The sequence below is a fragment of the Dankookia sp. P2 genome, from assembly GCF_050632255.1.
Classification (GTDB): Bacteria; Pseudomonadota; Alphaproteobacteria; order Acetobacterales; family Acetobacteraceae; genus Paracraurococcus.
In genome coordinates this window covers 2160789-2187332 of the sequence record NZ_CP192581.1, presented here as the reverse complement: position 1 = coordinate 2187332, position 26544 = coordinate 2160789, and the positions used below count along the sequence as shown (strand labels likewise).

At 71.2% G+C, this 26544-nt stretch carries 24 protein-coding genes, 1 tRNA gene and 7 pseudogenes; 11 read left to right on the top strand and 21 right to left on the bottom strand.

What is annotated here, in order from left to right:
• Positions 1–147: 147 nt before the first annotated feature.
• Positions 148–1680: a hypothetical protein gene (locus ACQ86J_RS12985; protein WP_431271422.1), complete on the top strand. Its 1533-nt coding sequence runs from the start codon at positions 148–150 to the stop codon at positions 1678–1680.
• Here the strand turns inward: ACQ86J_RS12985 and ACQ86J_RS12980 are convergent.
• From ACQ86J_RS12980 to hrcA, 10 genes and pseudogenes are all read right to left on the bottom strand, one after another.
• Positions 1670–3118, bottom strand: a complete 1449-nt coding sequence (locus ACQ86J_RS12980) for a mandelate racemase (protein ID WP_431271421.1) — start codon at positions 3116–3118, stop codon at positions 1670–1672. The genes ACQ86J_RS12985 and ACQ86J_RS12980 overlap by 11 nt on opposite strands.
• A complete protein-coding gene (locus ACQ86J_RS12975; protein ID WP_431271420.1) occupies positions 3115–3885 on the bottom strand; it encodes a sugar phosphate isomerase/epimerase family protein in 771 nt (256 codons plus the stop codon). Before ACQ86J_RS12975 ends, ACQ86J_RS12980 begins: the two co-directional genes overlap by 4 nt.
• 250 nt (positions 3886–4135) lie before the next feature.
• The gene (locus ACQ86J_RS12970) at positions 4136–5299 is read right to left on the bottom strand and encodes a hypothetical protein (RefSeq protein ID WP_431271419.1); all 1164 of its coding nucleotides are present in this window, start codon (positions 5297–5299) and stop codon (positions 4136–4138) included.
• A gap of 166 nt (positions 5300–5465) precedes the next feature.
• Positions 5466–6197: an ABC transporter ATP-binding protein gene (locus ACQ86J_RS12965; RefSeq protein WP_431271418.1), complete on the bottom strand. Its 732-nt coding sequence runs from the start codon at positions 6195–6197 to the stop codon at positions 5466–5468.
• An 11-nt stretch (positions 6198–6208) separates the two neighbouring features.
• Entirely contained in the window at positions 6209–7084 is an 876-nt protein-coding gene (locus ACQ86J_RS12960; RefSeq protein ID WP_431271417.1) for an ABC transporter permease, read from the bottom strand.
• Between the two features lie 161 nt (positions 7085–7245).
• Positions 7246–7818: pseudogene (locus tag ACQ86J_RS12955) on the bottom strand (glycosyltransferase); the annotation flags it as partial.
• 65 nt (positions 7819–7883) lie between these two features.
• The gene (locus tag ACQ86J_RS12950; RefSeq protein WP_431272390.1) at positions 7884–8036 is read right to left on the bottom strand and encodes a hypothetical protein; all 153 of its coding nucleotides are present in this window, start codon (positions 8034–8036) and stop codon (positions 7884–7886) included.
• Positions 8037–8451: 415 nt separating this feature from the next.
• Positions 8452–8697: pseudogene (locus ACQ86J_RS12945) on the bottom strand (glycosyltransferase); the annotation flags it as partial.
• Positions 8616–9170, bottom strand: a complete 555-nt coding sequence (locus ACQ86J_RS12940) for a glycosyltransferase (protein WP_431271416.1) — start codon at positions 9168–9170, stop codon at positions 8616–8618. The pseudogene ACQ86J_RS12945 and the gene ACQ86J_RS12940, both read right to left, overlap by 82 nt.
• 444 nt (positions 9171–9614) lie before the next feature.
• Positions 9615–10683, bottom strand: a pseudogene (gene hrcA / locus ACQ86J_RS12935) (heat-inducible transcriptional repressor HrcA).
• Positions 10684–10797: 114 nt separating this feature from the next.
• Here hrcA and ACQ86J_RS12930 point away from each other — a divergent pair.
• A tRNA-Gly gene (locus ACQ86J_RS12930) sits at positions 10798–10871 on the top strand.
• A 151-nt stretch (positions 10872–11022) separates the two neighbouring features.
• Positions 11023–11991, top strand: coding sequence for a 5-methyltetrahydropteroyltriglutamate--homocysteine methyltransferase (locus ACQ86J_RS12925; protein WP_431271415.1), 969 nt, complete (start codon positions 11023–11025; stop codon positions 11989–11991).
• 10 nt (positions 11992–12001) lie between these two features.
• Here the strand turns inward: ACQ86J_RS12925 and ACQ86J_RS12920 are convergent, their stop codons facing one another.
• The 8 genes and pseudogenes from ACQ86J_RS12920 to ACQ86J_RS12885 all read right to left on the bottom strand — a co-directional run bounded on the left by ACQ86J_RS12920 (position 12002) and on the right by ACQ86J_RS12885 (position 17508).
• Positions 12002–12535 carry a tetratricopeptide repeat protein gene (locus ACQ86J_RS12920; protein ID WP_431271414.1) on the bottom strand — a complete coding sequence of 178 codons (534 nt, stop codon included), beginning with the start codon at positions 12533–12535 and terminating at the stop codon, positions 12002–12004.
• A gap of 77 nt (positions 12536–12612) precedes the next feature.
• Positions 12613–12765: pseudogene (gene ccmI / locus ACQ86J_RS12915) on the bottom strand (c-type cytochrome biogenesis protein CcmI); the annotation flags it as partial.
• 38 nt (positions 12766–12803) lie between these two features.
• Positions 12804–13241: a cytochrome c-type biogenesis protein gene (locus tag ACQ86J_RS12910; RefSeq protein WP_431272389.1), complete on the bottom strand. Its 438-nt coding sequence runs from the start codon at positions 13239–13241 to the stop codon at positions 12804–12806.
• 74 nt (positions 13242–13315) lie between these two features.
• Positions 13316–13801 carry a DsbE family thiol:disulfide interchange protein gene (locus tag ACQ86J_RS12905; RefSeq protein ID WP_431271413.1) on the bottom strand — a complete coding sequence of 162 codons (486 nt, stop codon included), beginning with the start codon at positions 13799–13801 and terminating at the stop codon, positions 13316–13318.
• A 91-nt stretch (positions 13802–13892) separates the two neighbouring features.
• A pseudogene (locus ACQ86J_RS12900) lies at positions 13893–15856 on the bottom strand (heme lyase CcmF/NrfE family subunit).
• Positions 15853–16374, bottom strand: coding sequence for a cytochrome c maturation protein CcmE (gene ccmE / locus ACQ86J_RS12895; protein WP_431271412.1), 522 nt, complete (start codon positions 16372–16374; stop codon positions 15853–15855). Before ccmE ends, ACQ86J_RS12900 begins: the two are co-directional and overlap by 4 nt.
• Positions 16371–16526 carry a hypothetical protein gene (locus ACQ86J_RS12890; RefSeq protein WP_431271411.1) on the bottom strand — a complete coding sequence of 52 codons (156 nt, stop codon included), beginning with the start codon at positions 16524–16526 and terminating at the stop codon, positions 16371–16373. Before ACQ86J_RS12890 ends, ccmE begins: the two co-directional genes overlap by 4 nt.
• A 213-nt stretch (positions 16527–16739) precedes the next feature.
• Positions 16740–17508: pseudogene (locus tag ACQ86J_RS12885) on the bottom strand (heme ABC transporter permease).
• Positions 17509–17661: 153 nt separating this feature from the next.
• On the opposite strand from ACQ86J_RS12885, the gene ACQ86J_RS12880 reads away from it, so the two are divergent.
• From ACQ86J_RS12880 to ACQ86J_RS12860, 5 genes are all read left to right on the top strand, one after another.
• A complete protein-coding gene (locus ACQ86J_RS12880; protein WP_431271410.1) occupies positions 17662–18078 on the top strand; it encodes an EVE domain-containing protein in 417 nt (138 codons plus the stop codon).
• A 14-nt stretch (positions 18079–18092) separates the two neighbouring features.
• Positions 18093–18950 carry a Rieske 2Fe-2S domain-containing protein gene (locus tag ACQ86J_RS12875; RefSeq protein WP_431271409.1) on the top strand — a complete coding sequence of 286 codons (858 nt, stop codon included), beginning with the start codon at positions 18093–18095 and terminating at the stop codon, positions 18948–18950.
• A 190-nt stretch (positions 18951–19140) separates the two neighbouring features.
• Positions 19141–19461 (top strand): hypothetical protein, encoded by a 321-nt coding sequence (locus ACQ86J_RS12870; protein WP_431271408.1) that lies wholly within the window; start codon positions 19141–19143, stop codon positions 19459–19461.
• Between the two features lie 177 nt (positions 19462–19638).
• Positions 19639–21570 (top strand): acetate--CoA ligase, encoded by a 1932-nt coding sequence (gene acs, locus ACQ86J_RS12865; RefSeq protein ID WP_431271407.1) that lies wholly within the window; start codon positions 19639–19641, stop codon positions 21568–21570.
• Positions 21571–21859: 289 nt separating this feature from the next.
• Entirely contained in the window at positions 21860–22546 is a 687-nt protein-coding gene (locus ACQ86J_RS12860) for a Crp/Fnr family transcriptional regulator (protein ID WP_431271406.1), read from the top strand.
• Between the two features lie 234 nt (positions 22547–22780).
• Here ACQ86J_RS12860 and ACQ86J_RS12855 read toward each other — a convergent pair whose 3' ends face one another.
• Entirely contained in the window at positions 22781–22876 is a 96-nt protein-coding gene (locus tag ACQ86J_RS12855) for a DUF1674 domain-containing protein (RefSeq protein ID WP_431271405.1), read from the bottom strand.
• A 318-nt stretch (positions 22877–23194) separates the two neighbouring features.
• On the opposite strand from ACQ86J_RS12855, the pseudogene ACQ86J_RS12850 reads away from it, so the two are divergent.
• The 3 genes and pseudogenes from ACQ86J_RS12850 to ACQ86J_RS12840 all read left to right on the top strand — a co-directional run.
• Positions 23195–23536 (top strand): annotated as a pseudogene (locus ACQ86J_RS12850) (M48 family metalloprotease); the annotation flags it as partial.
• Positions 23537–23585: 49 nt separating this feature from the next.
• The gene (locus ACQ86J_RS12845; RefSeq protein ID WP_431271404.1) at positions 23586–24122 is read left to right on the top strand and encodes a M48 family metalloprotease; all 537 of its coding nucleotides are present in this window, start codon (positions 23586–23588) and stop codon (positions 24120–24122) included.
• A gap of 148 nt (positions 24123–24270) precedes the next feature.
• Positions 24271–24561, top strand: coding sequence for a c-type cytochrome (locus tag ACQ86J_RS12840; protein ID WP_431271403.1), 291 nt, complete (start codon positions 24271–24273; stop codon positions 24559–24561).
• Between the two features lie 101 nt (positions 24562–24662).
• Here the strand turns inward: ACQ86J_RS12840 and ACQ86J_RS12835 are convergent, their stop codons facing one another.
• Positions 24663–25541 carry a 3-hydroxybutyryl-CoA dehydrogenase gene (locus ACQ86J_RS12835; protein WP_431272388.1) on the bottom strand — a complete coding sequence of 293 codons (879 nt, stop codon included), beginning with the start codon at positions 25539–25541 and terminating at the stop codon, positions 24663–24665.
• A 73-nt stretch (positions 25542–25614) separates the two neighbouring features.
• Positions 25615–26544 carry an electron transfer flavoprotein subunit alpha/FixB family protein gene (locus tag ACQ86J_RS12830; protein ID WP_431271402.1) on the bottom strand — a complete coding sequence of 310 codons (930 nt, stop codon included), beginning with the start codon at positions 26542–26544 and terminating at the stop codon, positions 25615–25617.

Below are 26544 nucleotides of genomic sequence, written 5' to 3'. Positions count from 1 at the left end.
CATGTCCGCAGGGATCTGGGCGACCGTCAACGCCGCTGTCGTTGTCTTCGGCGTCTTCTTCTTCGCCAGCACCGTCGCGTCGCATGTGGTCGAGTATGTCGCCGGCCTGCTGAATTCCCCGCGGCAGCGCCCTGCGGCAGCGCATGGATGCGGCGCTGGGTCCGGATGTCGCCCGCGTCATCTACGACGATCCCGTCATCCGGTCCCTGGCCAGCGACGGCAAGGGATTGTGGCGCACCGGGAACACCGAAGTGGCGCCCCCGGCCGACCTGGCCCGCCTATATCGAGCCGGCGGATTTCGCCCGCACCGCCGCGCGGCTGATCGACCAGGGCAAGCTGGCGGTTCCGGGCACGCCCGCGCCGGCTGCACCGACCAGCGCTGTCTTCGGCGCCCTGCTGAAGGAGGCGCAGCAGGCGGGCGTGACGCCGGAAGCGCGGATCGGGGCGTGGTACCAGGCGGTGAACGACCGGCTGACCGGGACCTACACGCGGTACAGCATGACACGGCTGTTCCTGTTCGGCTTTGTCGTCGCCGTGTCGCTCGATCTCGACATCGTCCATCTCGTGCCCGCATTGCTGCACGATCCAGCCGCCGCGGATGCCGCGGCCGCGCGGATCCAGGCGGTGGCCGACACGATCGGCAACTCGGAGATGGCGGCCAAGGACGCCGTCGCTCAGGTCCAGCACATCCTGCAGGGCTTCTCCAGCCAGGCTCCGCTGCTCTTCGGCTGGCAGACCCTGTTCAGCAAGCTCGAAGGCGCCGATCTGGCGCGCAAGCTCGCGGGATGGCTGCTGACGGCCTTCGCGACGTCGTTCGGCGCGCAATCCTGGTTCCAGGTGTTGAGCGACGCGCTGAAATTGCGGGCGGCGGGACCGCGGCCGGGAACCGACGACACGGCCGCGGCCGCCGGTGACGCCGGGCTGCCGGCAGCGGCTGCCGGACCCGCGGCGCCGGCCGCGCCGATCGCCGGCGGCGTGCCGGGCTTCACCCCGGCCAGCTTCGTCACGGAGCTGCCGGCGACGGAGGATCTCGGGGCGATATCCCTGCGCTACGAGACCAGCGGGCAGGGCTCGGCAACCGTCTCGAGCGGCCTGGACGACAAGGGTGGCGTATCCTATGGCAGCTACCAGCTGACCAGCCAGCCGAGCGGCGGCAACGTGCTCCGTTTCGTGCGCGACAGCGACTATGCGCCGCTCGCGGCGCTGCGCGGCCTGGTCCCGGGCAGCGCGATCTTCACCGCCACCTGGCGGCGCCTGGTCGCCGCCGACCCCGGCGGGTTCCGGAAGGCGGAATACGCCTATATCAAGCAGACGCATTACGATCCGCTGGTCGCCCGCATCCGCGCTGCCTGCGCGCTGGATGTCGCGCAACGCTCCCACGCCCTGCGCTGCGTCGTCTGGTCGACCGCGGTGCAGCACGGCCCTGCCAGCACCATCGTGCAGACCTGCATCGCCGCCATCACCGATCGCGAGCCCGCCGGTTCGGCCGCCTATGACGAGGAGCTGATCGTCCGGATCTATGCCGAACGCGGCGCCGTCGAGAACGGCCACCTCAAGCACTTCCCGAAGACGACGAGCCAAAGGACGCAGGACGCGCTGCGCGACCGCTTCGCCAATGAACAGCGCGATGCGCTGCTGATGCTGCAACGGGAGACCACGCCGCCCGCCGTCAGCGTCTGACATCGCCGGGGCGCGTGCCGGCCGACCAGCCCGCCTTCGGCATCGCCTCCATCGCCGCGAGATCCGGCTCCACCGCCGCGCCGAGGCCCGGCACCGCGAGCGAGCCGATCTCCAGCACGCCGCCGGCGATCCGCAGCCGCGGCCCGCGCGGCGTGTCGGCATAGAGATCCGGATGGGCCTCCATGAAGCGCACCGCCTCGGCCTTCGGGCGTCCCGCGAAGCCGTCGATGAAGTGGTGGCCGTTGCGCTCGACATGGTCGAGGCCGAGCAGCGCGACGAGTGCCAGGTCCTGCTGCACGCAGACGCCCGCCAGCGTCGTCAGGTCCTCGCCCGAGAGGAAGTAGCGCCCGCCATCCGCATTCCAGGCGCGGCAGCGCGCCAGGTTGACCAGCGACCGCCAGATGCCCTTGCAGGACTTGCTGGACACGCCGGCATAGCCTAGTGCCCTGGCCTGCACGAAGGCGTCCAGCGCGCCGTCGCTTTCGTCGATGATGACCGGGCGCGCCGCGGCCAGCGCCGCCATCCCGGTCTCGAGCGCGCGGGCCCGCTTCACCGGCTGCTCGATATAGAGGATCGAGTCGCAGAGCCGTGCCAGCCGCGGCTCCGCCCGCATCGCCGCCCAGAGCGCGGCGGCGCCTTCCGCATCGGCATACTGCTCGTTGCCGTCGAGCGAGGCGTGGTAGCCGGGCCGGCGGTCGAGCACCGCGGCGATCCGGCAGAGCCGGTCGATATCGCCGGCGACGTCGCCGGCGACCTTCAGCTTCCAGTAGCGGTGGCCATAGACCCGGGCCACCTCCTCCAGCGTCTCCGGCAGGCCGTCGCCGACGCGTGCCGCCTGGTCGGCTGCGGTGATCGGGTCCACCAGCCCGACGGTGTGCCGCGCATGGATGCGGCGTGCAGGGGCAAGCCCGGCCAGCATCGCGGCGAAGTCGAAGCCGGCGAGGTCGGGCGCCACCGCATGCGGTGCCATGCCGCCGATATTCGCCTGCATGCCGGCGAAGAAGGAGACGCCGTGCAGCTTCAGCAGCGCATCGAGCGCGGCGCGGTCCACCAGGGCGCGGCCATAGCTCGCCACCAGCGGATTCAGCGCCTCCCGCCCGCAGGCGGCGACGTGGCCCGCATAACCATCGGCGAAATGGCCGAAGGCGGTGTTCATCCCGGCGGCCAGCGCGACCTCGCCCGCCAGTTCCAGGGAGCGGCGCAGCTGGTCCTCGTTCTCGGCGTCCGACAGCGCCGGATCCTTGTCGAACCACTTGGCCGCCAGGCTCTCGGCCGCAATGCCCCAGCCTTCGCGCCCGGCCTCGTCGCGGATGCGGACCCGCAGCACCGCCTGCCGCCCCTCGGTCACGGTGATGACGCCGAAGCGGAAGGGCAGGCGCAGGGTGAAGGGCCATTCGCGCCGCTCGATCGCCGTGACGGCGAAGCGCGGCGCGCTCATGCCGGCATCTCCCGCAGCAGCGCCCGCAGGTAGCCCGCGGCGAAGGCGGCGCTGCCCGGCCCGTCCGGGACATAGTCGAAGGGCTCGACGCCGCACCAGCCGGCGTAGCGGTGGCGCGCCAGCGCGGCGAGGACTAGGGCGAAACGGTCCTCGCCCTGGCCCGGGGCGCGGCGGTTGCGATCGTTCAGGTGGATGTGGTGCAGCGCCCCGCTTGGCAGGAAGCGGTCGAGGACGGCCGCCACCGGCTCGGCCTCCCCCTGGCCGGCGGCGCGGCTGTCGAGCATGGTGCGCAGCGCGGGGTTGCCGATCCGCTCGACGATCGCCACGGCTTCCCCGACCGTCACCGCCCAATTGGTCTCGCGCGGGGAGAGCGGCTCGAGGCAGTAGGTGACGCCCGCCGCGGCCGCCCAGTCGCCGGCCCGGGCCAGCGCCTCTTCGGCCCGCTTCGCGTCGTCCGGCGTCTCCACCCGGCGCTGCTGCGGCGAGCCATGCACCAGGTAGGTCCCGCCGAGATCGGCGCAGAGGTCGATCAGCCGCTGCATGACATCCAGCGTCCGCACCCGCACCGGCGGGTCGGCGCTGGTGATGGACAGGTCGCGCGGCGCGACCAGCAGCCAGTGCAGGCCGGTGATGGCGATGCCTTCCTCCGCCGCCGCGGCGCGCAGGCGCTGCCGCCAGCGGTGCCCAGCAGGTGCGGCGCCTCGGCATCCAGGGTGAAGGGGGCGACTTCCAGCCCGGCATAGCCGAGGCCGGCGGCCAGCGCGCATTGCTGCGAGAACAGCATCCCGCGCAGGACCTCGTTGCACAGCGTCAGGCGCATCGGCGTTTCCCCCATCCGCGGGGGATTACTGCTCTTGGGCGGGTCGCTGTCCAGCCGCAGGCAAGGTTGGGGGAGGGAAAAGTATTCCCTCCCCAAGCCCCTCCCTTCCTTCTTGTGAGTCGGGTGCCGCTCCGCGTCGGCTGCAAGACTCAGGGAAATAGAGGAGGGTCCAGGGAGGATACTTCCTCCCTGGCCTTTCAGGCCGCCGCTTCGGCGCCCTCGGCGAACAGCCCGGCGAAGACCGCCTGCTGCCGCCGCAGCTCCTGCGCCAGCGGCGCATGCACCGGGCGGCGGCCATGCTTCGGATCCATCTCCAGCAGCCCGTTCGGGCAGTAGCGGTCGTTGTCCCAGCCGGGATGGCTCAGCACGGGATAGAGGCAGATGCCCTCGACCGGCGTGCCCGCGCGGATCGCGCCCATCACCTCGTCCGCCACGTAGCGCAGCCAGAGCGCGCGGCGGTCACCCTCGATGCTGCTCTCGGCGACGAAGACCGGGCGACCGTAGCGGGAATGCACGCGGGCCAGCAGGTCGCGCAACGGCACCCAGCGCTCGTCGAAGACTGAGAGCGGCGCGGCGTCGTGGCCCTCATGCAGCCACCACTGGTTGTTCCAGTAGAAATTCACCCCGATGGCGTCGAGGATGTCCTCCGAGCCGCCCAGCTCCGGCGCCTGGCGGCCGAGCAGCATGTCCCAGGCCTCCCACATGCCGGCATTGCGGCGCTCGGCCGGCTCGATATCGGCATCGACGCCGGGGCGGCCGACGGTGTTGATCAGCGGCTCCACCGCGAAGGCCCGGGTGCCCGGCACCGCGGCGCGCATCGCCTTGACCCCGGCCAGGGTCGCGGCGACGGCTTGGCGCTTCACCTCCGGCCCGCGGCCATTGGTGCAGGGGTTGAAATGGCCGGTCTCGCCGCCGGCCCAGGCAAGGAAGGAGATCTCGTTCAGCGGGCAGAGCGTCGGCGCCTGGCCGGTCTCGGCCTTGCAGAGCTCGGCGAAGGCGACGGCGTATTCGGCGAAGCGCGCGGGGAAGTCGGAGGAGAAGAAGTCGAGCCAGTCCGGCCAGCCATAGTGGCACAGATCCCAGACCACCTGGGTGCCGGTGCGCTGTGCCGCCCGCAGCAGCGGCAGCACCGGGGCCCAGTCGTAGCGGCCGGGGCCGGCCTGCTGCACCAGGTGCCAGCGCACCCCGTCGCGCACCGCGCGGATGCCGTGCTCGGCCAGCTGGCGGTAGTCCTCCTCCGCCAGCAGGTCGTGATGGGTGGAGGCGATGAGGTCGAGCCGCCGGCCATCCTTGCGGACATGCGTCGAGCATTCGAAGCCGCCGAGGAAGAAGCTGCGGAACAGGCTGGGTCGGAAGGTCACGCCGGGTGTCCGTCTCTGGGGATGCAGGCGGCCCAAATCTTTGCGCGAAGGATTGCCGGCTTATTCACCATTCACGTGAAAGGCGATGACCGTCTCCGCTGCCAGGGGCTGCACGTCAAAGCGTCGCCGGGCCGGGCGTTCCCGCCGGGCTCGGTCGCGTGACTCCTCAGGCTGCTTGGAGGACCTGTTCGACGGGACCGTCGGCGACGACGCGTCCGGCGTCGAGGCGGATGGCGCGTGTGCACCATTCGCGGACGATGGCCATGTCGTGTGTGGCGAGGACCAGGATCTCGGCCTCGGTGACGAGCTTGGCGAGCTTCTCGCGGGCCTTGGCCATGAAGGCGGCGTCGCCGGCGAGGAACCACTCGTCCATCAGCAGCACCTCGGGCTCCATGACGGTGGCCATGGCGAAGGACAGCCGGACCTGCATGCCGGCCGAGTAGGTGCGGACGGGGACGTCGAGGAACTCGTTGAGGCCGGAGAAGGCGCCGACCTCGTCGGCCATGGCCTCGCTCTCGGCCTCCGAGAGGCCGCGGAACAGGCCGCGCAGGACGATGTTCTCCCGCCCCGTCGATTCCTGGTCCATGCCGGCGGCGGGGTCGATCAGCGAGCCGACCAGCCCGGCGACCTCGAGCCGGCCGCCGACCGGCTCGTAGACGCCCGCCAGGGTCCGCAGCAGGGTGGTCTTGCCCGCGCCGTTGCCGCCGACGAGGGCCACGCGCTCGCCCCGGCCGATGCGGAAGCTGAGGTCGCGCAGCGCCGAGACCACGACGCGGTGCGAGGCATCCTCGCGCAGCCGCAGGGGCGACTTGGCGAGGATGCGCTTCTTCAGCGACCTCGCTCCCATGTGATAGAGCGGGAATTCGATCGTCAGGTGGTCGGCGAGGATGTGCGGCATGGGTTCGGGCCTCAGACCCAGAAGGCGATGCGGCCGCGGAAGCGGATGAAGAAGGCCATGGCGACGCCGGCGACGAGCAGGGTGTAGAGCCCGGCCGAAAGCCAGACGAGGCCGGGGACGCCGCCCTCGACCAGCGGGCCGCGGACGGTCTCCATCAGTACGTAGAAGGGGTTGAGCGGCAGCCATCTTGCCTTGTCGCCGAGCAGCTCGGGCTTCCACAGCACCGGGGACATGAAGAAGGCCAGCTGCATCAGGCTGGCGACGATCGGGCCGATGTCGCGGAAGCGGGCGCAGAGCATGCCGAGGAAGAGGGCGACGAAGAAGGCGTTGACCACGACCAGCACCAGGCCGGGGATCAGCAGCGCGACCTCGGGCCCGGGCAGGGTGCCGCAGGCGAGGAAGACCAGGAAGACCAGCGGCAGGCTGTGGGCGCCGATCAGCGCGTTGCGGAAGACGCAGCGCAGGATGTGGACCGAGAAGGGCAGCGGCACCTGGCGGATGATGCCCTCGGCGCTGGTCAGGCTGGTGCAGGCGTCGGTGACGGTCTGGGAGATCATGTTCCAGACGATCAGGGAGACCGCGATGAAGGGCAGGTAGCTGGCCAGCTCCATCTTGAAGAGCGAGGAGTAGAGCAGGCCCAGGCCCACCACCATGACGGCGGTGGACAGCGTCAGCCAGAAGGGGCCGAGGACGGAGCCGCGGTAGCGGTTGCGGATGTCGAGCCGGGCCAGCGCCGCCGGCAGCCGCCAGCGCCGGAGCCCGGTCGCCACATCCTCCAGCGCCACGGCACGCCGCCGCGGCTGCGACGCGTCGCTGACATAAAGCGGGGCCGCACCATGGCGGACCGGGTAGGCTGCACCAGGGCGGGGCAGGGTGGCGTCCAGCATAGGCGAGCCTATATACGGCGGCCTGCCCTTCTACCAGGGGATGTTGTCAGCCGCGGCCGGCGGCGCCGGCCGGAGGCGCACCAGGCAAGCCTGCGCCGCCTTTCCCCGCCGAAATCCGGTTCAGTCCTGGGGCGCATCCTGCTCCGGGACGGCTGGTGCCGTCATCCAGGCTGCCCAGGGCGGCGCCCGCCGCGGCTTGTGCGCCAATTCATGCCCGGCATCGAGGCTGAACGAAGGGCTGTAGAAGGGATCATGCTGCAATGTCGTCTTCCACCGGCGGCGCATATAGGCGACCTCGGCGGCGAAGCGGCGTGCCTTCTCCGGCGAAAGGTCCTGCCCGCGAGAGGCGGATCTCGAGATGGTAGAAGCTCGGCGAAAGGGGTCCATAGGATCCGGTACCCCGCTTCCCGGATGCGCAGGCAGAGGTCGACATCGTTGAAGGCGACCGGAAGGTTGACCGCATCCAGCCCGCCGACCGCATCGAATACCGCGCGCCGCAGGGCGAGGCAGGCGCCGGTCACGGCCGAGACTTCCCGAACCAGGGCGAGCGAGGCGAAATACCCCAGATCGCCGGCCGGGCTTCCCAGCAGATGGTGGCTGGCCACGCCGCCCAGCCCGAGCACCACGCCTCCATGCTGCAGCCGGCCATCGCCATAGAGCAGCTTCGCCCCGACCGCCCCGACCTCCGGCCGCACCGCCTGACTGACCAGTTCCTTCAGCCAATCCGCGCCGATCACCTCGATATCGTTGTTCAGCAGCAGCAGGATCTCGCCGCGCGCCTCGGCCGCCGCGCGGTTGTTCAGCGCGGAGTAGTTGAAGGGCCGGGCGCGGCCAGGATGCGGACGCGTGCATCGGCGCGCAGCCGGTCGAGAAGCCCATGCGTCTCCGGCTCCTGGCTGCCGTTGTCGACAACGATGAATCTGATCGCCGAATAGTCGGTGCGGTGCAGCACGCCCTCCGTGCAGGCCGCGAGCAATGCGGGCCGGTCGCGCACCGGTACGATGACCGAGACGAGTGGCGCGGGCTCCGGCACCGGGCGGACGATACGGGCATGGATGGGCGCAAGCGGTGCGGGCTCGAGCCGCGCGCGCGGTGCCAGCGGTGGCCAGCGCGTCGGCCGCCGCGCGGCGGCTGGCCGCGGTGCACCGGTCGAGCTGGGTCTGGGAAAAGCTGTCGGCCCGGCCGGTTTGCCGCCAGTGATAGAGGACAGCCGGGATATGGCGCACCCCCGCCGGGCCGCAGGCGGCGGTCGCCCGTAGGGCAAGATCGTGGTCCTGGCTGCCTTCCAGCCCCTCGCGCAACCCGCCGATGCGCTCGAGCAGGTCCCGCCGGTAGACACCGAGATGGCTGACGAGATTCTGTGCGAGCAGCAGGTCCGGATCGAAATCCGGCTTGAAGTAGGCGCCGAAGCGGCGGCCCTGGGCGTCCAGCTTGTCCTCGTCCGAGTAGATGACGGCCGCTTCCGGATGCGCGGCGATCTCGGCGGCGACCTGATACAGCGCATGCTCTGGCAGTATGTCGTCGTGATCCATCAGGGCGACGAAGTCGCCCCGCGCCATGCCGAGGGCGGTGTTGGTCGCGGCCGAGATGTGTCCATTGCATGACCGCCTGATCCAGCGGATCCGGTGGTCCGCCGCTGCGGCGGATGCCAGAACGCGCGCCACATGCGGGGAGGGGAGGCGTCGTCGGCGATGCAGAGCTCCCAATGCGGCCAGAGCTGCGCGCGGACCGAGGCGATGGCCGCGGTCAGCAGCCGCTCCGGCGTCTCGTAGGTCGGCATGACCACCGAGATGAACGGCCGCCTTGGCATGGCATCGATGTGGTTGCGGATCGCCGCGCGGTCGGCCGTGGTCAAGGTGTCGCAGCGCGCGACCCAGGCGGCATAGGACGAAGCATTCGACGGGTCGTAGCGGCGGGTCGGCGTCTCACCGACCAGCCGTCGGGCCAAGCCCGCGAGACGGATGCGGAAAGGCAGGACCCCATCCGGCAACAAGCCCCATGCGGCGCGCCAGCCGATGCGCAGGGCACGCTGCAGGGATACGGCCGGCTTGTCCGTGAGGAAACGCCGCGGATCGTGCCGGCTCAAGGTCTTGCAATCGAAGATTGCCGCGGCCGGAGGCCGTGCCGTGCCACGGCGGCATGGGGGTCGGCGATTGGCCGGACTGCGGCAGGCCGATACCGGGATGCCCGCGGCGCCGCGGCACCGAGAAAACCTGGCCGATGATCGGAAGCGCCTTGCCCGGCGGTCCGGCGGGATGGGCCGCCGAGGGAAGTTCCGCCCTGGCGGGCGGCGACCGATCGGCCAGATCCATGCCGGCCGACGAGACTATCAACCCTTCATGGGGCATATACAGGAACCATTTTCGCCCCTCGTATCTGGAGGCGGCGTAATGATTGCGGTGCAGCATGTCAATCCGCACTCGCCATGAGCGCGGTTGCGGCTCGCCCGAGTCTTCGGAAATCATTCCGCAATCTGTCCGGGTCCGGTTCATGCGGCGGCTCGGGCACCGCAACCCGAACGGGCTTTGCCCTATCCGAGCAGCCGGCCGATCACCCGCGCGGTGTAGTCCACCACCGGGATCACCCGGCCGTAGTTGATCCGCATCGGCCCGATCACGCCGATGGCGCCGACGATGCGTTCCTGCCCGTTGCGGAAGGGCGCCACCACCATGGACAGGCCGGCGGTGTTGAACAGCCCGCTCTCGGCGCCGATAAAGATCTGCACGCCCTCGCCGCGCTGGGCGAGCTCGAGCAGCTTCAGCACCGTCTCCTGCGCCTCCAGCCGCTCGAACAGCGCCTGGATCTCGTGCACCTGGGCCAGCTGGTCGAGGTTCTCCAGCAGCCGGGCCTGGCCGCGGACGATCAGGCTGCCGGCGCCGCCGCCGGCCCAGGTCGCCAGCCCCGCCTCGACCACCTGGTTGGTCAGGGCGTCGAGCGCGGTGCGGTTGGCGGTGATCTCCGCATCCACCCGGGCCCGGGCATCGTCCAGGCTGCTGCCGGCGAGGCGGGCGTTCAGGTAGTTGCTGGCCTGGGCGAGGGAGGAGGGCGGCAGGCCGGCCGGGACCTCGATGACGCGGTTCTCGACCTGGCCGTCCTCGGTCACCAGCACCACCAGGGCGCGGCCGGGGCCGAGGGCGACGAATTCCAGGTGGCGGATGCGCCCCTCGCTCTTCGGCGCGACCACGAGGCCGGCCGCACCCGCGAGGCCGAGAGCATCTGCCCGGCCTCGGCCAGCGTCTCCTGCAGGGAGCGGCCGGAGGCGGCGCAGCGGGCCGAGATCGCCTCCCGCTCGCTCTCGCCGAGGTCGCCGGATTCAGCAGCCCATCGACGAAGAGCCGCAAGCCGCGATCGGTCGGCAGCCGTCCGGCCGAGGTATGCGGGGCATAGAGGAAGCCGGCTTCCTCGAGATCCGCCATGACGTTGCGGATCGAGGCCGGCGAGAGGCCAAGGGGCAGGCGGCGCGAGAGGGTGCGGGAGCCGACCGGCTCGCCGGTCAGCACATAGACCTCGACCAGCTCGCGGAGAATGGTCGCGCTGCGGCTGTCGAGGCCCGCGAAGGAGGCCCCGGCCGCGCCGCCGGGCGCTTTCGGTGAGGGCATCATCCTGCGGGTCGGATCCAGACGGGACACAAGATAAAGGCTAGGGAGGGGGGGCTGGCGTCAACCGGCCAGCTTGCCGAGGCCCGGCGGAAGCGCCTATAACGGCGTCCGGTCGCGGGCGTAGCTCAATGGTAGAGCTCTTGGTTCCCAACCAAGTGACGAGGGTTCGATTCCCTTCGCCCGCTCCAGCCGCTTCCTCCCCGCCGCACGCCGCCGGTAGGCGCCGCCCCCGGCCGTGGTTCCATGCCCCGGGGAGACACCATCCGATGCCGCAACCGCTACCACTCCTGCCCACCACCGTCGTCGGCAGCTACCCGCAGCCGGCCTGGCTGATGGACCATGACGCGCTGCGCGCCCGGCTGGTGCCGCGGATCCGCGCGCCCGAGCTCTGGCGGGTGCCGGAGCCGCTTCCTGGCGGAGGCGCAGGACGACGCCACCCTGCTGGCGATCCGCGACATGGAACGCGCCGGCATCGACATCATCACCGATGGCGAGATCCGCCGCGAAAGCTACTCCAACCACTTCTCCAATGCGCTGGACGGCATCGACCGCGACCGGCCGGCGGAGGTCATCGGCCGCACCGGCAAGCCGACCGTGGTGCCGCGCGTCACCGGGCGCATTGCGCGGCGGCACGCCGTGGAGGTGCGCGACGTCGCCTTCGCCCGGGCCAACACCGACCGCCAGGTGAAGATCACCCTGCCCGGGCCCTTCACCATGACCCGCCAGTGCAAGAACGAGTTCTACGCCGACGAGGCCGAGCTGGCGATGGACTTCGCCGCGGCGCTGAACGCGGAGATCCAGGCGCTGAAGGCGGCCGGCGCCGACGTGATCCAGCTCGACGAGCCCTGGATGCAGGCTTTCCCGGCGGAGGCCCGGCGCTATGCCGTGGCGGCCATCAACCGCGCCCTGGAGGGGATCGCGGGCACCACCGTGGTGCACATGTGCTTCGGCTATGCCGCGATGGTCGGCGACAAGCCTGCCGGCTATTCCTTCCTGCCGGAGCTGGCCGCGGTCGATGCGGCGCAGATCTCGATCGAGGCGGCGCAGCCGAAGCTCGACCTCGCCGTGCTGCGCGAGTTGCCGGGCAAGACCATCATGCTCGGGGTGATCGACCTCGGCACGCCGGACGTGGAGACGCCGGAGCAGGTGGCGGCGCGCATCCGCGCCGGGCTCGCGGTGCTGCCGGCGGAACGCCTGGTGCCGGCGCCCGATTGCGGCATGAAGTACCTGCCGCGCGCGCGCGCCTTCGGCAAGCTGCAGGCCCTGGCGCAGGGCGCGGCGATGGTGAGGCGGGAACTCGGCGGCTGAAACGGGCCGGTCAGGGCAGCTCGGCCATCCGCCGCTCGACCATCGCGCGCCAGGGCGCCTCGGCCGGGGCATCGGCGATCAGCGCCTGCCAGGCGGCGCGGGCCTGGTCGCTGCGGCCGGCCTTTGCCTCGGCCAGGCCGGTCAGGAAGCGCAGGCCGATATGCCGCGGCGCCTGCGGCAGGGCGGCGGCGAGCAGCACGACCGCTTCCTCCGTCCGGTCCTCCTCGAGCAGCACCTGCGCCAGTTGCGCGGTCAGCTCCGCATCGAACTTCCCGGTCAGCGCGCGGCGATAGGCGTCGGCCGCGGCGGTCAGGTTGCCGCGGCTGCGCTCGGCATTGCCCAGCAGCGCCCAGCCCTCGCGCGCCTGGTCGCTGTTGGCCGGCAACTGGACGAGGCGGTTGCGCAGCGTGTCCAGCACCTCCTCGTCGCGCGACGCCGCCGCCTGCCGCGTCGCATAGGGGGCCGAGGGCATCTCCGGGATGCCGCTCGGCAGGTAGAGGCCGATGGCGACCGCCGGCACCGCGACCAGCGCGCCGACCAGCACCCAGCGGCTGCGGGCGCCGGCGGCGGGCCCGCCTCGGCCGGGGCCGCCAGCAGCCGGCGCTGCACCTCGAGCGTCGCGGCGCGATGCGCCTGCTCGTCCAGCCGGCCGGCTTCCTTCTCGCGCTCCAGCTCCGCCATCTGGGCGCGGTAGAGCGCAAGGTCGGCCTCGCGCCGCCCGCGGGCGCGGGCGGGGCCGAGGATATTGGCGACGAGCGGCAGCAGCGCCGCCACGGCCAGCAGGCCGAGCAGCGGCCAGAAGGGAAACCAGCTCACGTCCCGCGGCCGTCCTCGATCGATCGCAGCCGCGCTCGCTCCGCGGCAGAAAGCTCCTGCGGCGCCGGGCCCGGCACGCGGCGGCGGCGCATGGTGACGATCATCGCCAGGCCGAGGCCGAGCGCGATCACCGGCGTGCCCCAGAGAAGGTAGGTTTCCGGCTTCACCGGCGGGCGCAGCAGCACGAAGTCGCCGTAGCGGTCGTGCAGGTAGCCCATAATGGCGTCGTTGCTGCGGCCGGCCGAGACCTGTTCGCGGACGATGCGGCGCAGGTCGCGGGCCAGCTCGGCGTCGCTGTCCTCGATCGACTGGTTCTGGCAGACCATGCAGCGCAGCTCGCGGCCGATCTCGCGGGCGCGTTCCTCCTGCGCCGGATCGCGCAGCATCTCCGCGGGGTCCGAGACGGCGGCGAGCGCCGGGGCAACGAGCATCATCGCGCCCGCCAGGGCGCCCAGCCCTGCACGAAGGGTTGGTGCGGCGGCTTCGCGCAGGGCTGCAAGCAAGCTGTTCATGCGTAGCGCTTGAGCAAGGGCAGCAATTCCTGCGTCAGGGTGTCCTCGGTCAGCGGCCCGGCCCAGCGCCAGCGGATGATGCCCTGCCGGTCGATCAGGTAAGTCTCCGGCACGCCATAGAGCCCCCAGTCGATCGCGACCCGCCCCGGCTGGTCGGCCGCCAGCTTCGCGTAAGGGGTGCCGTGCTTGCGCAGGAAGCCCTGCGCATCGGCCGGCTTGTCCTTGTAGGCGACGCCGAAGACCGGCACGCCCTGCTGCGCCAGCCGCATCAGCTGCGGGTGCTCGATCACGCAGGGCACGCACCAGGAGGCGAAGAAATTGACCAGCACCGGCCGGTCGCCGCCACGCAGGTCGGCGGCCGAGAGCGCGGGGAGGTCGGCGCCTTCCAGCGGCGGCAGGGTGAAGTCGGGCACCGGCTTGCCGATCAGCGCGGAGGGCACGCCCTTCGGGTCGTAGCTGCCGGTCCCGAGGCCGCGCAGCATGGCGTAGAAGCCGGCTCCCGCCGCCGCGGCGGCGGCGAGCGGCGCCAGCAGCAGCAGCCGGCGGCGTGAGGGCGGGGGGCGCTCGCCTCGCTCATGCCCGCGCGCCCGCCTTGATCGCTTTGGCGGAGGGGGCCGAGACCCGCATCCGCCGGTCGCTCAGCGACAGCCCGCCGCCGAGCGCCATGATGGCGCCGCCCAGCCAGATCCAGGGCGCCAGCGGGTTGTGGTGCAGCCGGATGACGGCGCCGCCCTCGCGCTCCTCTCCCAGCACGGCATAGAGGTCGGAGACCCAGGTGGTGTGGATCGCCGCCTCGCTGGTGGTCATGCGGTTGACCGCGAAGCTGCGCTTGTCGGGCTCCAGCACGGTGACCAGCCGGCCGCCGTCCCGCACCTCGAGCGTCGCGCGCCGGGCGGTCCAGTTCGGCCCGGGGACGGTGCGGATTCCGGTCAGGCGGTACTCGAGGCCGGCCAGCGTGGTCGACTCGCCCGGCTTCAGCAGGGCCAGCCGGTCGGTCGCCAGCCCCATCCCGGCCAGGCCGAGGATCATCACCCCGAGCCCGGCATGCGCCAGCGCCCCGCCCCAGGCGGCACGCGGCAGGCCGCGGGCGCGGGACCAAGCCGCCTTCGGCCGGCTGAACAGCGCGATGCGGTCGGCGACATCCGCCAGCGCCGCGCCGATCGCCCAAAGCGCCGCAGCGAAGCCGAGCGCCGGGCCCACCCGGTAGCCCTCCAGCGCCAGGCAGAGCAGGAAGGCGCCGAGCCCGAGCAGCGCCGCCCACCACAGCCGCTGCAGGGCGGGAAACAGCCGCGCCCGCTTCCAGGGCAGCACCGGCCCGAAGCCCATGGCGCCGATCAGCGGCGCCGCCAGCGGCAGGGTGGCGGTGTTGAAGAAGGGCGGCCCGACCGAGATCTTCTCCTTCAGGATCAGGTCGGCGAACATCGGGTAGAGCGTGCCGACCAGCACGACCGCGGCGATGGAACACAGCAGCAGGTTGTTCAGCACCAGCGCGCCTTCCCGCGACACCGGCGCGAAGACGCCGGTCGGCACCAGCGCCGCCGCCCGCCAGGCGAACAGGGCGAAGCCGCCGCCGATGAAGGCCGCCAGCAGGCAGAGGATGAAGACCCCGCGCTCCGGGTCGTTGGCGAAGGCATGCACGCTGGTCAGCACGCCCGATCGCACCAGGAAGGTGCCGAGCAGCGACATGCCGAAGGCGAGCAGGGCGAGGAAGACGGTCCAGGTCTTCAGCGCCTCACGCTTCTCGACCACGATCGCCGAATGCAGCAGGGCGCAGCCGGCCAGCCAGGGGAGGAGGGAGGCGTTCTCCACCGGGTCCCAGAACCAGTAGCCGCCCCAGCCCAGCTCGTAATAGGCCCACCAGGACCCCAGCGCGATGCCGAGGGTCAGGAAGCTCCACGCCGCCAGCGCCCAGGGGCGCACCCAGCGGCCCCAGGCGGCGTCCACGCGCCCTTCGATCAGCGCGGCGATGGCGAAGGCGTAGGTGACGGCGAAGCCGACATAGCCGAGGTAGAGCAGCGGCGGGTGGAAGGCGAGGCCGGGATCCTGCAGGATCGGGTTCAGCCCCTGGCCGTCCGCCGGCGGCGGCCAGACCCGGTCGAAGGGGTTGGAGGTCGCCAGGATGAAGCCGAGGAAGCCGGCGGCGATCAGGGCGAGGATCGCCAGCACCCGCGCCTGCAGGGCGGAGGGCAGGTTGCCGCCGAAGCCGGCCACCGCGCCGCCGCAGAGCGCCAGGATCAGCACCCAGAGCACCATCGAGCCCTCATGGCTCGCCCAGGTGCCGCTGACCTTGTAGAGCCAGGGCTTCGCCGAATGGCTGTTCTGCACGACATTCGCGACCGTGGTGTCGTTCGAGAGGAACGACCAGACCAAGCAGAGGAAGGCGGCGAGGACGGCGATGAGGATGCCGGCGGCGACCGGCGCGGTGGCGGCCATCAGCCGCGCCTCCGCCCGCTGCGCGCCATAGAGGCCGAGCCCAACCTGGGCGAGCGAGAGGCGAGCGCCAGGGCCAGCGCGAAATGGCCGAGCTCGGGGATCACGAGCCGCTCCGTCCTGCCGCCGGCTTGGCGGGCTCAAGGGTGTTCCAGGTGGCGGCCGGCGGGGCGGCGCCCTGCTGCGGGTTCCAGTGGCCGGTCTTCTTCAGCGCGTCGGCCACTTCCGGCGGCATGTAGGTCTCGTCGTGCCGGGCCAGCACCTCGGAGGCGCGGAACACGCCGTCCGGGCCGAGCTTGCCGAGGGTGACGACGCCCTGGCCCTCGCGAAAGAGGTCGGGCAGCACGCCGGCATAGGCGACGCTCACCGCATTCGGGCCGTCCGTCACCTTGAAGCGCACGTCGGGCTTGCCGTCCGTTCCCATCTGCTTCGTCACGCTGCCGGCCTCGACCAGCCCGCCCAGGCGGAAGGCGCGGCCGGGCGGCGGCGCGTTCCGGGCGATGTCGGAGGGCGAGCGGAAGAAGACCAGGTTGTCCTGGAAGGCGGTGAGGGTGAGGGCGGTGGCGCTGCCGAGGCCAAGGCCGCAGAGCAGCAGCACCCAGAGCCGCCTACGCTTCTTCGTCATGTCTGGTCCTGCATCCGCCGGGCGCGGGGGTCGAGCGCCTCGAGCCGCCGCCGCGCCGCGCCGAGCCGCATCATGGTGGCGACGGCCAGCGCCGCGAAGCCGCCGAGCACCAGCCCGTAGCTGATCGTCACATGGGCCCAGTGCACTGTCATACTAGAAGTCTCCGGCCATCGGATTCAGCCCTCCGCGCCTTGCCGGGCGCTCCGACCATCCGATAGCGAGATGTTGGGCCATCGGATTCAGCCCTCCACGCCCCGCAGGGCGCTCCGACCATCCGATGGCGAGATGTTGGGCCATCGGATTCAGCCCTCCGCGCCCCGCTGGGCGCTCCGACCATCCGATGGCGAGATGTTGGGCCATCGGATTCAGCCCTCCGCGCCCCGCAGGGCGCTCCGACCATCCGATGGCAGTTCCGCCCGCCGCGCCGCGGCCAGCTGCAAGGCCCGGATCCGCCGTTCCATCACCGCCGCCCGCGTCCGCGCCAGCACCAGGGCCGCGAAGGCCAGGGTGAAGCCGAGCGCGCAGACCAGCAGCGGGTAGAGGATATCGACATGCAGCGAGGGCGCATTGAGCTTCGTTACGCTGGCCGGCTGATGCAGCGTGTTCCACCACTCGACGCTGAACTTGACGATCGGCAGGTTCACCGCGCCGATCAGCGCCAGGATCGCCCCCATCCTTGCCCCGCGCTCGGCATCGTCGAAGGCCCGCACCAGGGCGGCGTGGCCGAGCCAGAGGAAGAACAGCACCAGCACGCTGGTCAGCCGCGCGTCCCAGACCCACCAGGTGCCCCACATTGGCTTTGCCCCAGAGGCTGCCGGTGGCGAGGCAGAGCGCGGTGGCCGCGGCGCCGACCGGCGACAGCTTCCGGCAGGCGAGGTCGGCCAGCGGGTGGCGCCAGACCAGCGACAGGATCGAGCCGATGGCGAGGCCGAGATAGCCGCCCATGGCCAGCCAGGCCATCGGCACATGGATATAGAGGATGCGCACCGTCTCGCCCTGCTGCCAGTCGGGCGGCGAGAACCAAAGGCCCCAGGGCAGGCCCACCGCCAGCACCAGCAGCGCGGCCGCGGTCAGCCAGGGCTGCACCCGGCCGGCGAGGCGCAGGAAGCGGCCCGGATTGGCGAAGCGGTGCAGGCTGCGGCCGCCTGCGGCGGCAGGGCCGGCGAGCGGCGGTCCGAGGGGGCGTGTTTCGGCGGTTTCCACCCGGACAACCTAGGGCCAGATCGCCGCGGATTGAAGCGTCCGCCGGCGTAGTTACTCTGCGGAAACGGATGGGGGGCGGATTCGATGGCGCATTGGCTGGTGAAGAGCGAACCGGATGCCTTCTCCTGGGACCAGCAGGTGCAGAACGGCACCGAGCCCTGGACCGGGGTGCGCAATGCCCTGGCGTCGAACAACCTCAAGGCGATGAAGCGGGGCGATCGTTCCTTCTTCTACCATTCCAACATAGGCAAGGCGATCGTCGGCGTGGTCGAGGTGGTGCGGGAGGCCTATCCGGACCCGACCGACGAGACCGGCCGCTGGGTCTGCGTCGATATGCGGGCGGTGGGGCCGCTGCCGCAGCCGGTGCCGCTGGCGGCGATCAAGGCCGACCCGGACTTCACCGACCTCGCCCTGGTGCGGATGTCGCGCCTATCCGTGATGCCGGTCAGCGATGCGCATTGGGCGAAGCTGTGCAAGCTGGGCGGCTGGACGCGGAAATAGGGGACAGGGAAGGGATGCGGCTGGAAGGCTCCTGCCAGTGCGGCGCGGTGAAGTTCCGGGTGGAGAGTCCGCACCCCTATCCCTACCAGCGCTGCTACTGCTCCATCTGCCGCAAGACCCAGGGCGGCGGCGGCTATGCCATCAATCTCGGCGCCGACAACGCCACGCTGCGTGTCACGGGGCGGCAGCACGTCACCGTCTACCACGCCAGGCTGAAGGACCCTGGCGATGCCCGCGCCCACCGCTCCCCGGCCGAGCGGCATTTCTGCGGCATCTGCGGCAGCGCGCTGTGGCTTTACGACGACCGCTGGCCGAAGCTGGTGCATCCCTTCGCCTCGGCCATCGATACGGACTTGCCAGCGGCCCCGGAATCCACCCACATCATGCTGGCGTTCAAGGCGCCCTGGGTGGCGGTGGAGGCAGGTCCCAAGGACCGCCGGCACCAACGCTACCCTGAGGAAAGCATCGCCGAATGGCATGCCAGGCTGGGCCTGGCCGAGGGGAGCGTGATGGAGCAGGCGACCGAGGCGGAGGAGCGGATCCTCTGCCGGCTGGAGGACATCCCGGAGGGCGGGGCCAAGGGCTTCCCCGGCCCGCCCGGCAGCTTCGTCGGTCTCTTTGCCGTGCGGAAGGACGGGCGGGTGCATGTCTACGTCAATTCCTGTCCGCATATCGGCCTGCCGCTCGAGCCCTTGCCCGACCGGTTCCTCGACCCGCGGAAGCAGGTGATCATCTGCTCCGCCCATGGCGCCCGCTTCCGGATCGAGGACGGGGTCTGCGTCACCGGCCCCTGCATCGGCGAGGCGCTGGAGGCGGTGCCGGTGCGGGTGGTGGACGGCCAGGTGGTGGTGCCGGCGAGCGCCGGGCTGTAGCCCGGCCCGGCTCGGGCCCGCCGCGGCCGGAGCAGGAACCGGTCCGGAACGATCGCTGGCAGCCCGCCATCGTCGCCCCGGCGTCGCCGCGATCGGCCCGAAAACACCCCGAAGCCGCCCTGCCGGGGACAAGGCCGGGGCCCAGTCTCCTCCCTGCGTCCAGCCGATCCGGGCGCATAGGAGGCCCATCATGCAGACCTTCCGCATCCACCGCAGCCTGCTCGCCACCGTCCTGCTCCTCGCCGCCGCGCCGGCCTACGCCCAGGGGACCAGCGGCCCGGCGGCACCCGCGGGCGGTGCCAACTGGGGCAGCGCCGGCAAGCCGGCCGCCGAGGCCGCCACCCCGGCGGCGAAGCCGCTCGCCGCGGCGCCCGCCACCCCGGCCCAGCCGGCCGCCACCGCGACGCCCGCACCCGCCCACACCGCGGCGAAGCCGGCCGAGAAGCACAGCGCCGCCACCCCGGCGAAGCCCGGCCCGGCCACCGCCGGCGCCCCCGTCCGCACCAACTGAGCGGATCGGCACCCCGGCGGAGCAGCCTCCGCCGGGGCGTCCCTGCGGGCAGATCGCCCAGCCTGCAAAACCATTTACGAGAGATTTACAGGCCTAAGCGGCACGGATTGACGCAGCGCAAGGCGCCGTGCCCTATCTCCCGGCAGTCGAGAAGACGACCCAAGGGGGAAGGCCCAGATGTCCGACGAACTGATCGCCGTGAAGCCGGAGATCGCCGCCAAGGCGCGCGTGACCGCCGAGAGCCACCGCGCGATGACCGCGGCCGCCGCCCGCGAGCCCGACGCCTTCTGGGGCAAGGAAGCCGGCCGCATCGCCTGGATGAAGGCGCCGACCAAGATCAAGAACGTGGACTTCACCGGTCCCGTTTCGATCAAGTGGTTCGAGGATGGCGTGCTCAACGCCTCCGTCTCCTGCCTCGACCGGCACCTGGCGACGCGCGGCGACCAGGTGGCGATCATCTGGGAGGGCGACGACCCGAACAGCGACAGCAAGGTCACCTACCGTGAGCTGCACGAGCAGGTCTGCCGCCTGGCCAACGGGCTCCGCAGCCTCGGCGTGAAGAAGGGCGACCGGGTCTGCATCTACCTGCCGATGATCGTCGAGGCGGCGGTGGCGATGCTCGCCTGCGCCCGGGTCGGTGCCATCCATTCGATCGTCTTCGGCGGCTTCTCGCCCGACAGCCTGTCGTCGCGCATCCAGGACAGCGAGTGCAAGGTCCTGATCACCGCCGACGAGGGCCGCCGCGGCGGCCGCAAGGTCGCGCTGAAGACCAATGCGGACGAGGCGCTGAAGACCTGCCCGTCCATCCAGGCCGTCATCGTGGTGAAGAACACCGGCGGCAACGTGCCGATGCAGGCCGGCCGCGACCATGCCTATGAGGCGCTCTGCGCCGCCCAGGCCCTGACCTGCGAGCCGGAGCCGATGAACGCCGAGGACCCGCTGTTCATCCTGTACACCTCGGGCAGCACCGGCAAGCCGAAGGGCGTGCTGCACACCACCGCCGGCTACATGGTCTGGGCCAGCTACACGCATGAGCTGGTCTTCGACTACCGCCCGGGCGAGGTCTACTGGTGCACCGCGGATGTGGGCTGGGTGACCGGCCACACCTACATCGTCTACGGCCCGCTGGCCAACGGCGCGACCACGCTGATGTTCGAGGGCGTGCCGAACTACCCCAGCGTCTCCCGCTTCTGGGACGTGGTGGACAAGCACCAGGTCAACATCTTCTACACCGCGCCGACCGCCATCCGCGCGCTGATGCGGGACGGCGAGGAGCCGGTGAAGCAGGCCTCGCGCAAGTCGCTGCGGGTGCTGGGCTCGGTCGGCGAGCCGATCAACCCGGAAGCCTGGCTCTGGTACTACCGCGTGGTGGGCGAGGAACGCTGCCCGATCGTCGATACCTGGTGGCAGACGGAAACCGGCGGCATCCTGATCTCCCCGCTGCCGGGGGCGGTGGCGCAGAGCCAGGCTCGGCCACCCTGCCGCTGCCGGGCGTCATGCCGGCGCTGGTCGATGCCGAGGGCAAGCTGCTGGAGGGCGCCACCGAGGGCAACCTGGTGCTGCTCGACAAGCTGGCCCGGCCAGATGCGCACCATCTACGGCGACCATGAGCGCTTCGCGCAGACCTACTTCTCGACCTATCCCGGCATGTACTTCACCGGCGACGGCGCGCGGCGGGACGCGGATGGCTACTACTGGATCACCGGCCGGGTGGACGACGTCATCAACGTCTCCGGCCACCGCATGGGCACCGCCGAGATCGAGTCTGCGCTGGTCGCCCACCCCAAGGTCGCCGAGGCCGCGGTGGTCGGCATGCCGCACGACCTCAAGGGCCAGGGCATCTACTGCTACGTGACGCTGAAGACCGGCGAGGAGCCGACCGATGCGCTGAAGAAGGAGTTGGTGGCCTGGGTGCGGAAGGAGATCGGCCCGATCGCCTCCCCCGACGCCATCCAGTGGGCGCCGGGCCTGCCGAAGACCCGGTCGGGCAAGATCATGCGTCGCATCCTGCGCAAGATCGCCGCGAACGAGACCGACGGGCTGGGCGACACCTCCACCCTCGCCGATCCGGCGGTGGTGCAGGAGCTTGTCGAGAACCGGGTCGGCTGACCCGGGCGCGAGTCGCGGGCAGCCTGCCGGCTTCAAGCGTCCTGCGCGTGAGGCCGGCGGGTCCTGCAGCTTTCAGTTGGCGGAATATGAAACAGAACTGGTTTCAATTGTCCATTCCATGACAAACCCTTCTATTTTCATGCTTTGACTCTTTATCCTGGTTGACGCTGGAACGGTTCTCTGTAGGTCGTTGTCGCCAAGAACGATCGGGGGGCTGCTCATGTTCGGGGGCAATGACGGCGCGCCGGACCCAGGCGCACCGCCGGGGCCGATACGGTCTGGAAATCACGTGCTGGACGCCCTGGATGCGGTGCAGGCCGCGCTCCTCCGGCCCTATCTCGAGCCGGTGACGCTGACGGCCGGCACCATCCTGGCCCAGACCGGGGAAGCGTTGCCCTGGGTGCTCTTTCCCTGCGCCAGCACCGTCATCGCCCTGGTGGCGGTGGAGCACGGCACCCGCACGGCGGAGGCCGCCTCGATCGGCGTCGAGGGGCTGGTGGATGGCGACCTGACCGAATTGCCCGGCTTCGGCCGGCTGCAGGTGCAGATCCCCGGGCCCGCCCTGCGGATCGAGGCCGCGACCCTGGACCGGCTGGCGCAGGACCGCCCGGCACTGCGCGCGATGCTGACGCTGCACACAAGGGCGCTGCTGGTGCGGACCCTGCAGGCGGCGGTCTGCGCCGCGCTGCACCCGGTGGAGGCGCGCGCCAGCCGCTGGCTGCTGACGACGCAGGACCGCACCGGCCAGCCCGACCTGCCGGTCACCCAGGAGATGCTGGCCGACATGCTGGGCGTCCGCCGCACCACCGTGACCCGGGTGATAGCCCAGCTCTCCGACCGGGGGCTGATCCGCCACCGCCGCAGCAAGGTGACGGTGATCGACCGCATGGGGCTGGAACAGGCGGCCTGCGGCTGCCATGCGGCGCTGCTGGCGCGGCTGCGGCACCTCGCCCCGGCGATCTACGGCCAGGGGTGAGGATGGCCGGGGCGCGTTTTGAAACAAGGCGCGAACATGGCGCCTGGGGCCAGCTGAGCATGGCCGGGCAGATCAGCGGCTTGGCCCGAGTCGCGCGAACAGATCGCTGACACCGGCCGCGCCGCCGGGCCGCTCCGCTGGCCACAAACCCTGGTAGGAAGACCCTGGCGGCAGGCGCAAATCCGTTCCCGCTCCGGTCCCTCGGCGACTCGGGCGCGCAGCCCGAGTCGCGGGTCAGAAATCGCTGACCCGGCCCTTCCGCTCCCAATCGCCGTAGCGGGTCGGCTCCGGCCCGGCCGGGCCGCCGATCTCGGGCGGCAGCGGCCGCATCCGCACCGGCGCCTCGCTCGGCGGGTCGCCGGCGGGGTGGGATTCGGGTCGCCGGGCAGCGGCGTGTCCGGCCCGGTCGGGTCCTCGACCGGCACCTCCGGCAGGTCGGGGCCTGGCGGCGGCGGCGGGATCGGCGGGACCGGGCTCGGTGGCATGTCCGGCGAGATCGGCACCTGGGCTTCGAGGGCAGCGGGAGCGGCCGTCGCGGCCCCTTGTCGGGTCTGGGTCATGGTTATCATCTGGGGTCTCGGGGCGGGGTCGCGCCACCCCCAACGCGGGGCAAAGGGCCCGGCTCCGGCATAAAAAGGGACGGGATACATGGAAGGGTATTTCCGCACGGCGGTGCTGCTCGCCGGCCTGACCGCGCTGTTCATCGGCATCGGCTGGGTGCTGGGCGGCCAGCAGGGGATGGTGATCGCCTTCCTGATGGCCTGCGGCACCAATCTCTGGGCCTGGTGGAACAGCGACCGGGTGGTGCTGTCGATGCACAATGCCCAGCCGATCACCCCAGCGGAGGCGCCGCGGCTGTTCGCCCTGGTCGAGGGGCTGGCCCGCCGGGCCGGGCTGCCGATGCCGGCGCTCTACGTGATCCACGAGGACCAGCCGAACGCCTTCGCCACCGGCCGCAACCCGGAGAATGCCGCGGTGGCGGTGAATACCGGCCTGCTGGACCTGATGTCGGAGCAGGAGGTGGCCGGCGTCGTCGCGCATGAAGCTGGCGCATATCAGGCACCGCGACACGCTGATCATGACCGTTACCGCGACCTTGGCGGGGGCGATCGGCATGCTGGCGCAATTCGGCTTCCTGTTCGGCGGAAGGCGGGAGGATGGCGGGCGCAACCCCTTCGGCCCGATCGGCGCATTGCTGCTGATGGTGGTGGGACCGATCGCCGCCATGCTGGTGCAGATGGCGATCAGCCGGTCGCGCGAATACGAGGCAGACCGGCTCGGCGCCGAGATCAGCGGCGACCCGCGCGGCCTGGCCGAGGGGCTGGCGAAGCTCGAGCGCTACAAGCAGGGCATCGTCAACCCGACTGCCGAGGCGCATCCGGCCAGCGCCCATATGTTCATCGTCAACCCGCTCTCGGGGCTGCGCCTCGACAGCCTGTTCACCACCCATCCGCCGACCGAGGAGCGCATCCGCCGGCTGCTGGCCATGGCACCGCCGGCGGCGCCGGTACGCGGCCCCTGGGGAGGCTCGGCGGTGTCCCCCTGGGGCGCGGGGCGGCGCAACCCCTGGGGTTGACGGATCGCGGGGGCGCTCTCATTCGAAGCGCGAGCCCCAACGGCCGGAGACGCAGCATGACCCGCATCGCCCCCTTGCCATCGCCGCCGCCCTCGCGCTCGGCACCGCGCTGCCGGCGGCGGCGCAGGATGCGGAGGCGGGAAAGCGCGTGTTCAACCAGTGCCGCGCCTGCCACAGCATCGAGGCCGGCGGGAAGAACGGCGTCGGCCCGAACCTGCATGGCATCGTCGGCCGCAAGGCGGGGACGATCGAAGGCTTCCGCTATTCGGCGAACCTGAAGGAGAAGGCCGCCGAGGGCCTGACCTGGGACGAGGCGACGCTGCGCGGCTACATCGCCAACCCCAAGGCGCTGCTGCCCAGCGGGTCGATGTCCTATCCCGGCCTGAAGAACGAGCAGCAGCTGAACGACCTGCTGGCCTTCCTGAAGACCCAGGGCTGACGCCCGGGGAGGGCTAGGCAGCCCCTCCTTCGCCACCTGGCGGGTGCCAGAGTCACAAAAATAGATGAGGGGTCTGGGGAGAATACCTTCTCCCCAGCCTTCTACCGCGTCGGCGTCGGCGGCGTGGTGCTGTAGTCGTAGAACCCCTTGCCCGACTTCCGCCCGAGCCAGCCGGCCTCGACATACTTCGCCAGCAGCGGGCAGGGGCGGTATTTCGGGTCGCCCAGCCCGTCGTGCAGCACCTTCAGCACGCTGTACAGTGTGTCCAGCCCGACGAAGTCGGACAGTTCCAGCGGCCCCATCGGGTGGTTTGCGCCGAGCTTCATGCCCTCGTCGATCGAGCGCACGTCGCCGACGCCTTCCATCAGCGCGAAGATCGCCTCGTTCAGCATGGGGCAGAGGATGCGGTTGACGACGAAGCCGGGATAGTCGGCCGCCGCCACCACGGTCTTGCCCATCCGCTCGGCGAGCGCGGTCACCGCCGCGGCCGTCGCGTCCTCGGTGGCCAGGCCGCGGATGACCTCCACCAGCTTCATCATCGGCACGGGGTTGAAGAAGTGCATGCCGATGAACCGGCCCGGACGGTCGGTCGCGGCACCGAGCCGCGTGATGGGGATGGAGGAGGTGTTGGAGGCGATCATCGCCCCCGGCTTCAGGGTCGGGCAGAGTGACGCGAAGATCTTCTTCTTGATCTCCTCGTTCTCGGTCGCCGCCTCAATCACCAGGTCGCAATCGGCGAAGGCGGCGTATTCGGTGCCGGTGGTGATCCGCGCCAGCGCCGCTTCCTTGGCGCCGTCGGGGATGTTGCCGCGCGTCGTCTGCCGCTCGAGGTTCTTGGTGATCGTCCCCAGAGCCTTCTCCAGCGCCGCCGGGTTCACGTCCACCAGGGCGACGGGGATGCCCGCCAGCGCCGCCACATGCGCGATGCCGTTGCCCATCAGGCCAGCGCCGATCACGCCGAGTTTCTGCACGTCCGCCATATCCATCCACCCCGCAAGAAAAAGGCCGCCGGACGCGCGCGGCGTCGGGCGGCCCCGTTCGTCACCAGCCAGCCTACTTCTTGCCGAGCTCGGCCTCGAATTCCGGCATCACCTTGAACAGGTCGCCGACCAGGCCGTAATCGGCCACCGAGAAGATCGGCGCCTCCTCGTCCTTGTTGATGGCGACGATGACCTTGCTGTCCTTCATGCCGGCCAGGTGCTGGATGGCACCCGAGATGCCGACGGCGATGTAGAGCTCCGGCGCGACGATCTTGCCGGTCTGGCCGACCTGGTGGTCGTTCGGCGCATAGCCGGCATCGACCGCGGCGCGGGAGGCGCCGACCGCGGCGCCGAGCTTGTCGGCGACGCTCTCGATGATGTGGAAATTCTCCGAGCTGCCCATGGCACGGCCGCCGGAGACGACGATCTTCGCGGCCGTCAGCTCCGGCCGCTCGGACTTGACGATCTCGGCGCCGAGGAAGGTGGAGACGCCGGGGTCTTCCGCCGCCGGCGCCGCCTCGACCGCGGCGCTGCCCCCGGTCGCGGGCACCGGGTCGAAGCTCGCGGCGCGGACCGTGATGACCTTCTTCGGGTCGGCCGACTTCACGGTCGCCATCGCGTTGCCGGCATAGATCGGCCGGACGAAGGTATCGGCATCCACCACGCCGGCGATGTCGGAGATCACCTGCACGTCGAGCAGCGCCGCGGCGCGCGGCATGACGTTCTTGCCGGCGGCCGAGGCCGGGGCCAGCAGGTGGGAGTAGTTCGGCGCCATGGCGACCAGCAGCGCCGCGGTCGGCTCCGCCAACCCGTGCGCGTAGATCTCGGCATCGGAATGCAGCACCTTGGCGACGCCGGCGATCTGCGCCGCCGCCTCGGCCACGGCCTTGGGGCCGAGCACCAGCGCGTGCACCTCACCCAGCTTCTGCGCCGCCGCTACCGCGCTGCGGGTCGGCTGCGCGACCGTCGAACCGTCGTGGTCGACGAGGACGAGAACGGCCAT

What these genes read in the sequence shown, in the direction of transcription:
- ACQ86J_RS12875 (WP_431271409.1), top strand. Translation starts at nt 18,093, where the DNA reads ATGCGGCTGGAAGGCTCCTGCCAGTGCGGCGCGGTGAAGTTCCGGGTG.
- ACQ86J_RS12845 (WP_431271404.1), top strand. Translation starts at nt 23,586, where the DNA reads ATGAAGCTGGCGCATATCAGGCACCGCGACACGCTGATCATGACCGTT.
- ACQ86J_RS12890 (WP_431271411.1), bottom strand. Translation starts at nt 16,526, where the DNA reads ATGACAGTGCACTGGGCCCATGTGACGATCAGCTACGGGCTGGTGCTC.
- acs (WP_431271407.1), top strand. Translation starts at nt 19,639, where the DNA reads ATGTCCGACGAACTGATCGCCGTGAAGCCGGAGATCGCCGCCAAGGCG.
- ccmE (WP_431271412.1), bottom strand. Translation starts at nt 16,374, where the DNA reads ATGACGAAGAAGCGTAGGCGGCTCTGGGTGCTGCTGCTCTGCGGCCTT.
- ACQ86J_RS12985 (WP_431271422.1), top strand. Translation starts at nt 148, where the DNA reads ATGCGGCGCTGGGTCCGGATGTCGCCCGCGTCATCTACGACGATCCCG.
- ACQ86J_RS12960 (WP_431271417.1), bottom strand. Translation starts at nt 7,084, where the DNA reads ATGCTGGACGCCACCCTGCCCCGCCCTGGTGCAGCCTACCCGGTCCGC.
- ACQ86J_RS12925 (WP_431271415.1), top strand. Translation starts at nt 11,023, where the DNA reads ATGACGCGCTGCGCGCCCGGCTGGTGCCGCGGATCCGCGCGCCCGAGC.
- ACQ86J_RS12855 (WP_431271405.1), bottom strand. Translation starts at nt 22,876, where the DNA reads ATGCGGCCGCTGCCGCCCGAGATCGGCGGCCCGGCCGGGCCGGAGCCG.
- ACQ86J_RS12910 (WP_431272389.1), bottom strand. Translation starts at nt 13,241, where the DNA reads ATGATGCTCGTTGCCCCGGCGCTCGCCGCCGTCTCGGACCCCGCGGAG.
- ACQ86J_RS12905 (WP_431271413.1), bottom strand. Translation starts at nt 13,801, where the DNA reads ATGCTGCGCGGCCTCGGGACCGGCAGCTACGACCCGAAGGGCGTGCCC.
- ACQ86J_RS12835 (WP_431272388.1), bottom strand. Translation starts at nt 25,541, where the DNA reads ATGGCGGACGTGCAGAAACTCGGCGTGATCGGCGCTGGCCTGATGGGC.
- ACQ86J_RS12830 (WP_431271402.1), bottom strand. Translation starts at nt 26,544, where the DNA reads ATGGCCGTTCTCGTCCTCGTCGACCACGACGGTTCGACGGTCGCGCAG.
- ACQ86J_RS12880 (WP_431271410.1), top strand. Translation starts at nt 17,662, where the DNA reads ATGGCGCATTGGCTGGTGAAGAGCGAACCGGATGCCTTCTCCTGGGAC.
- ACQ86J_RS12975 (WP_431271420.1), bottom strand. Translation starts at nt 3,885, where the DNA reads ATGCGCGCTGGCCGCCGGCCTCGGCTATGCCGGGCTGGAAGTCGCCCC.
- ACQ86J_RS12980 (WP_431271421.1), bottom strand. Translation starts at nt 3,118, where the DNA reads ATGAGCGCGCCGCGCTTCGCCGTCACGGCGATCGAGCGGCGCGAATGG.
- ACQ86J_RS12870 (WP_431271408.1), top strand. Translation starts at nt 19,141, where the DNA reads ATGCAGACCTTCCGCATCCACCGCAGCCTGCTCGCCACCGTCCTGCTC.
- ACQ86J_RS12965 (WP_431271418.1), bottom strand. Translation starts at nt 6,197, where the DNA reads ATGCCGCACATCCTCGCCGACCACCTGACGATCGAATTCCCGCTCTAT.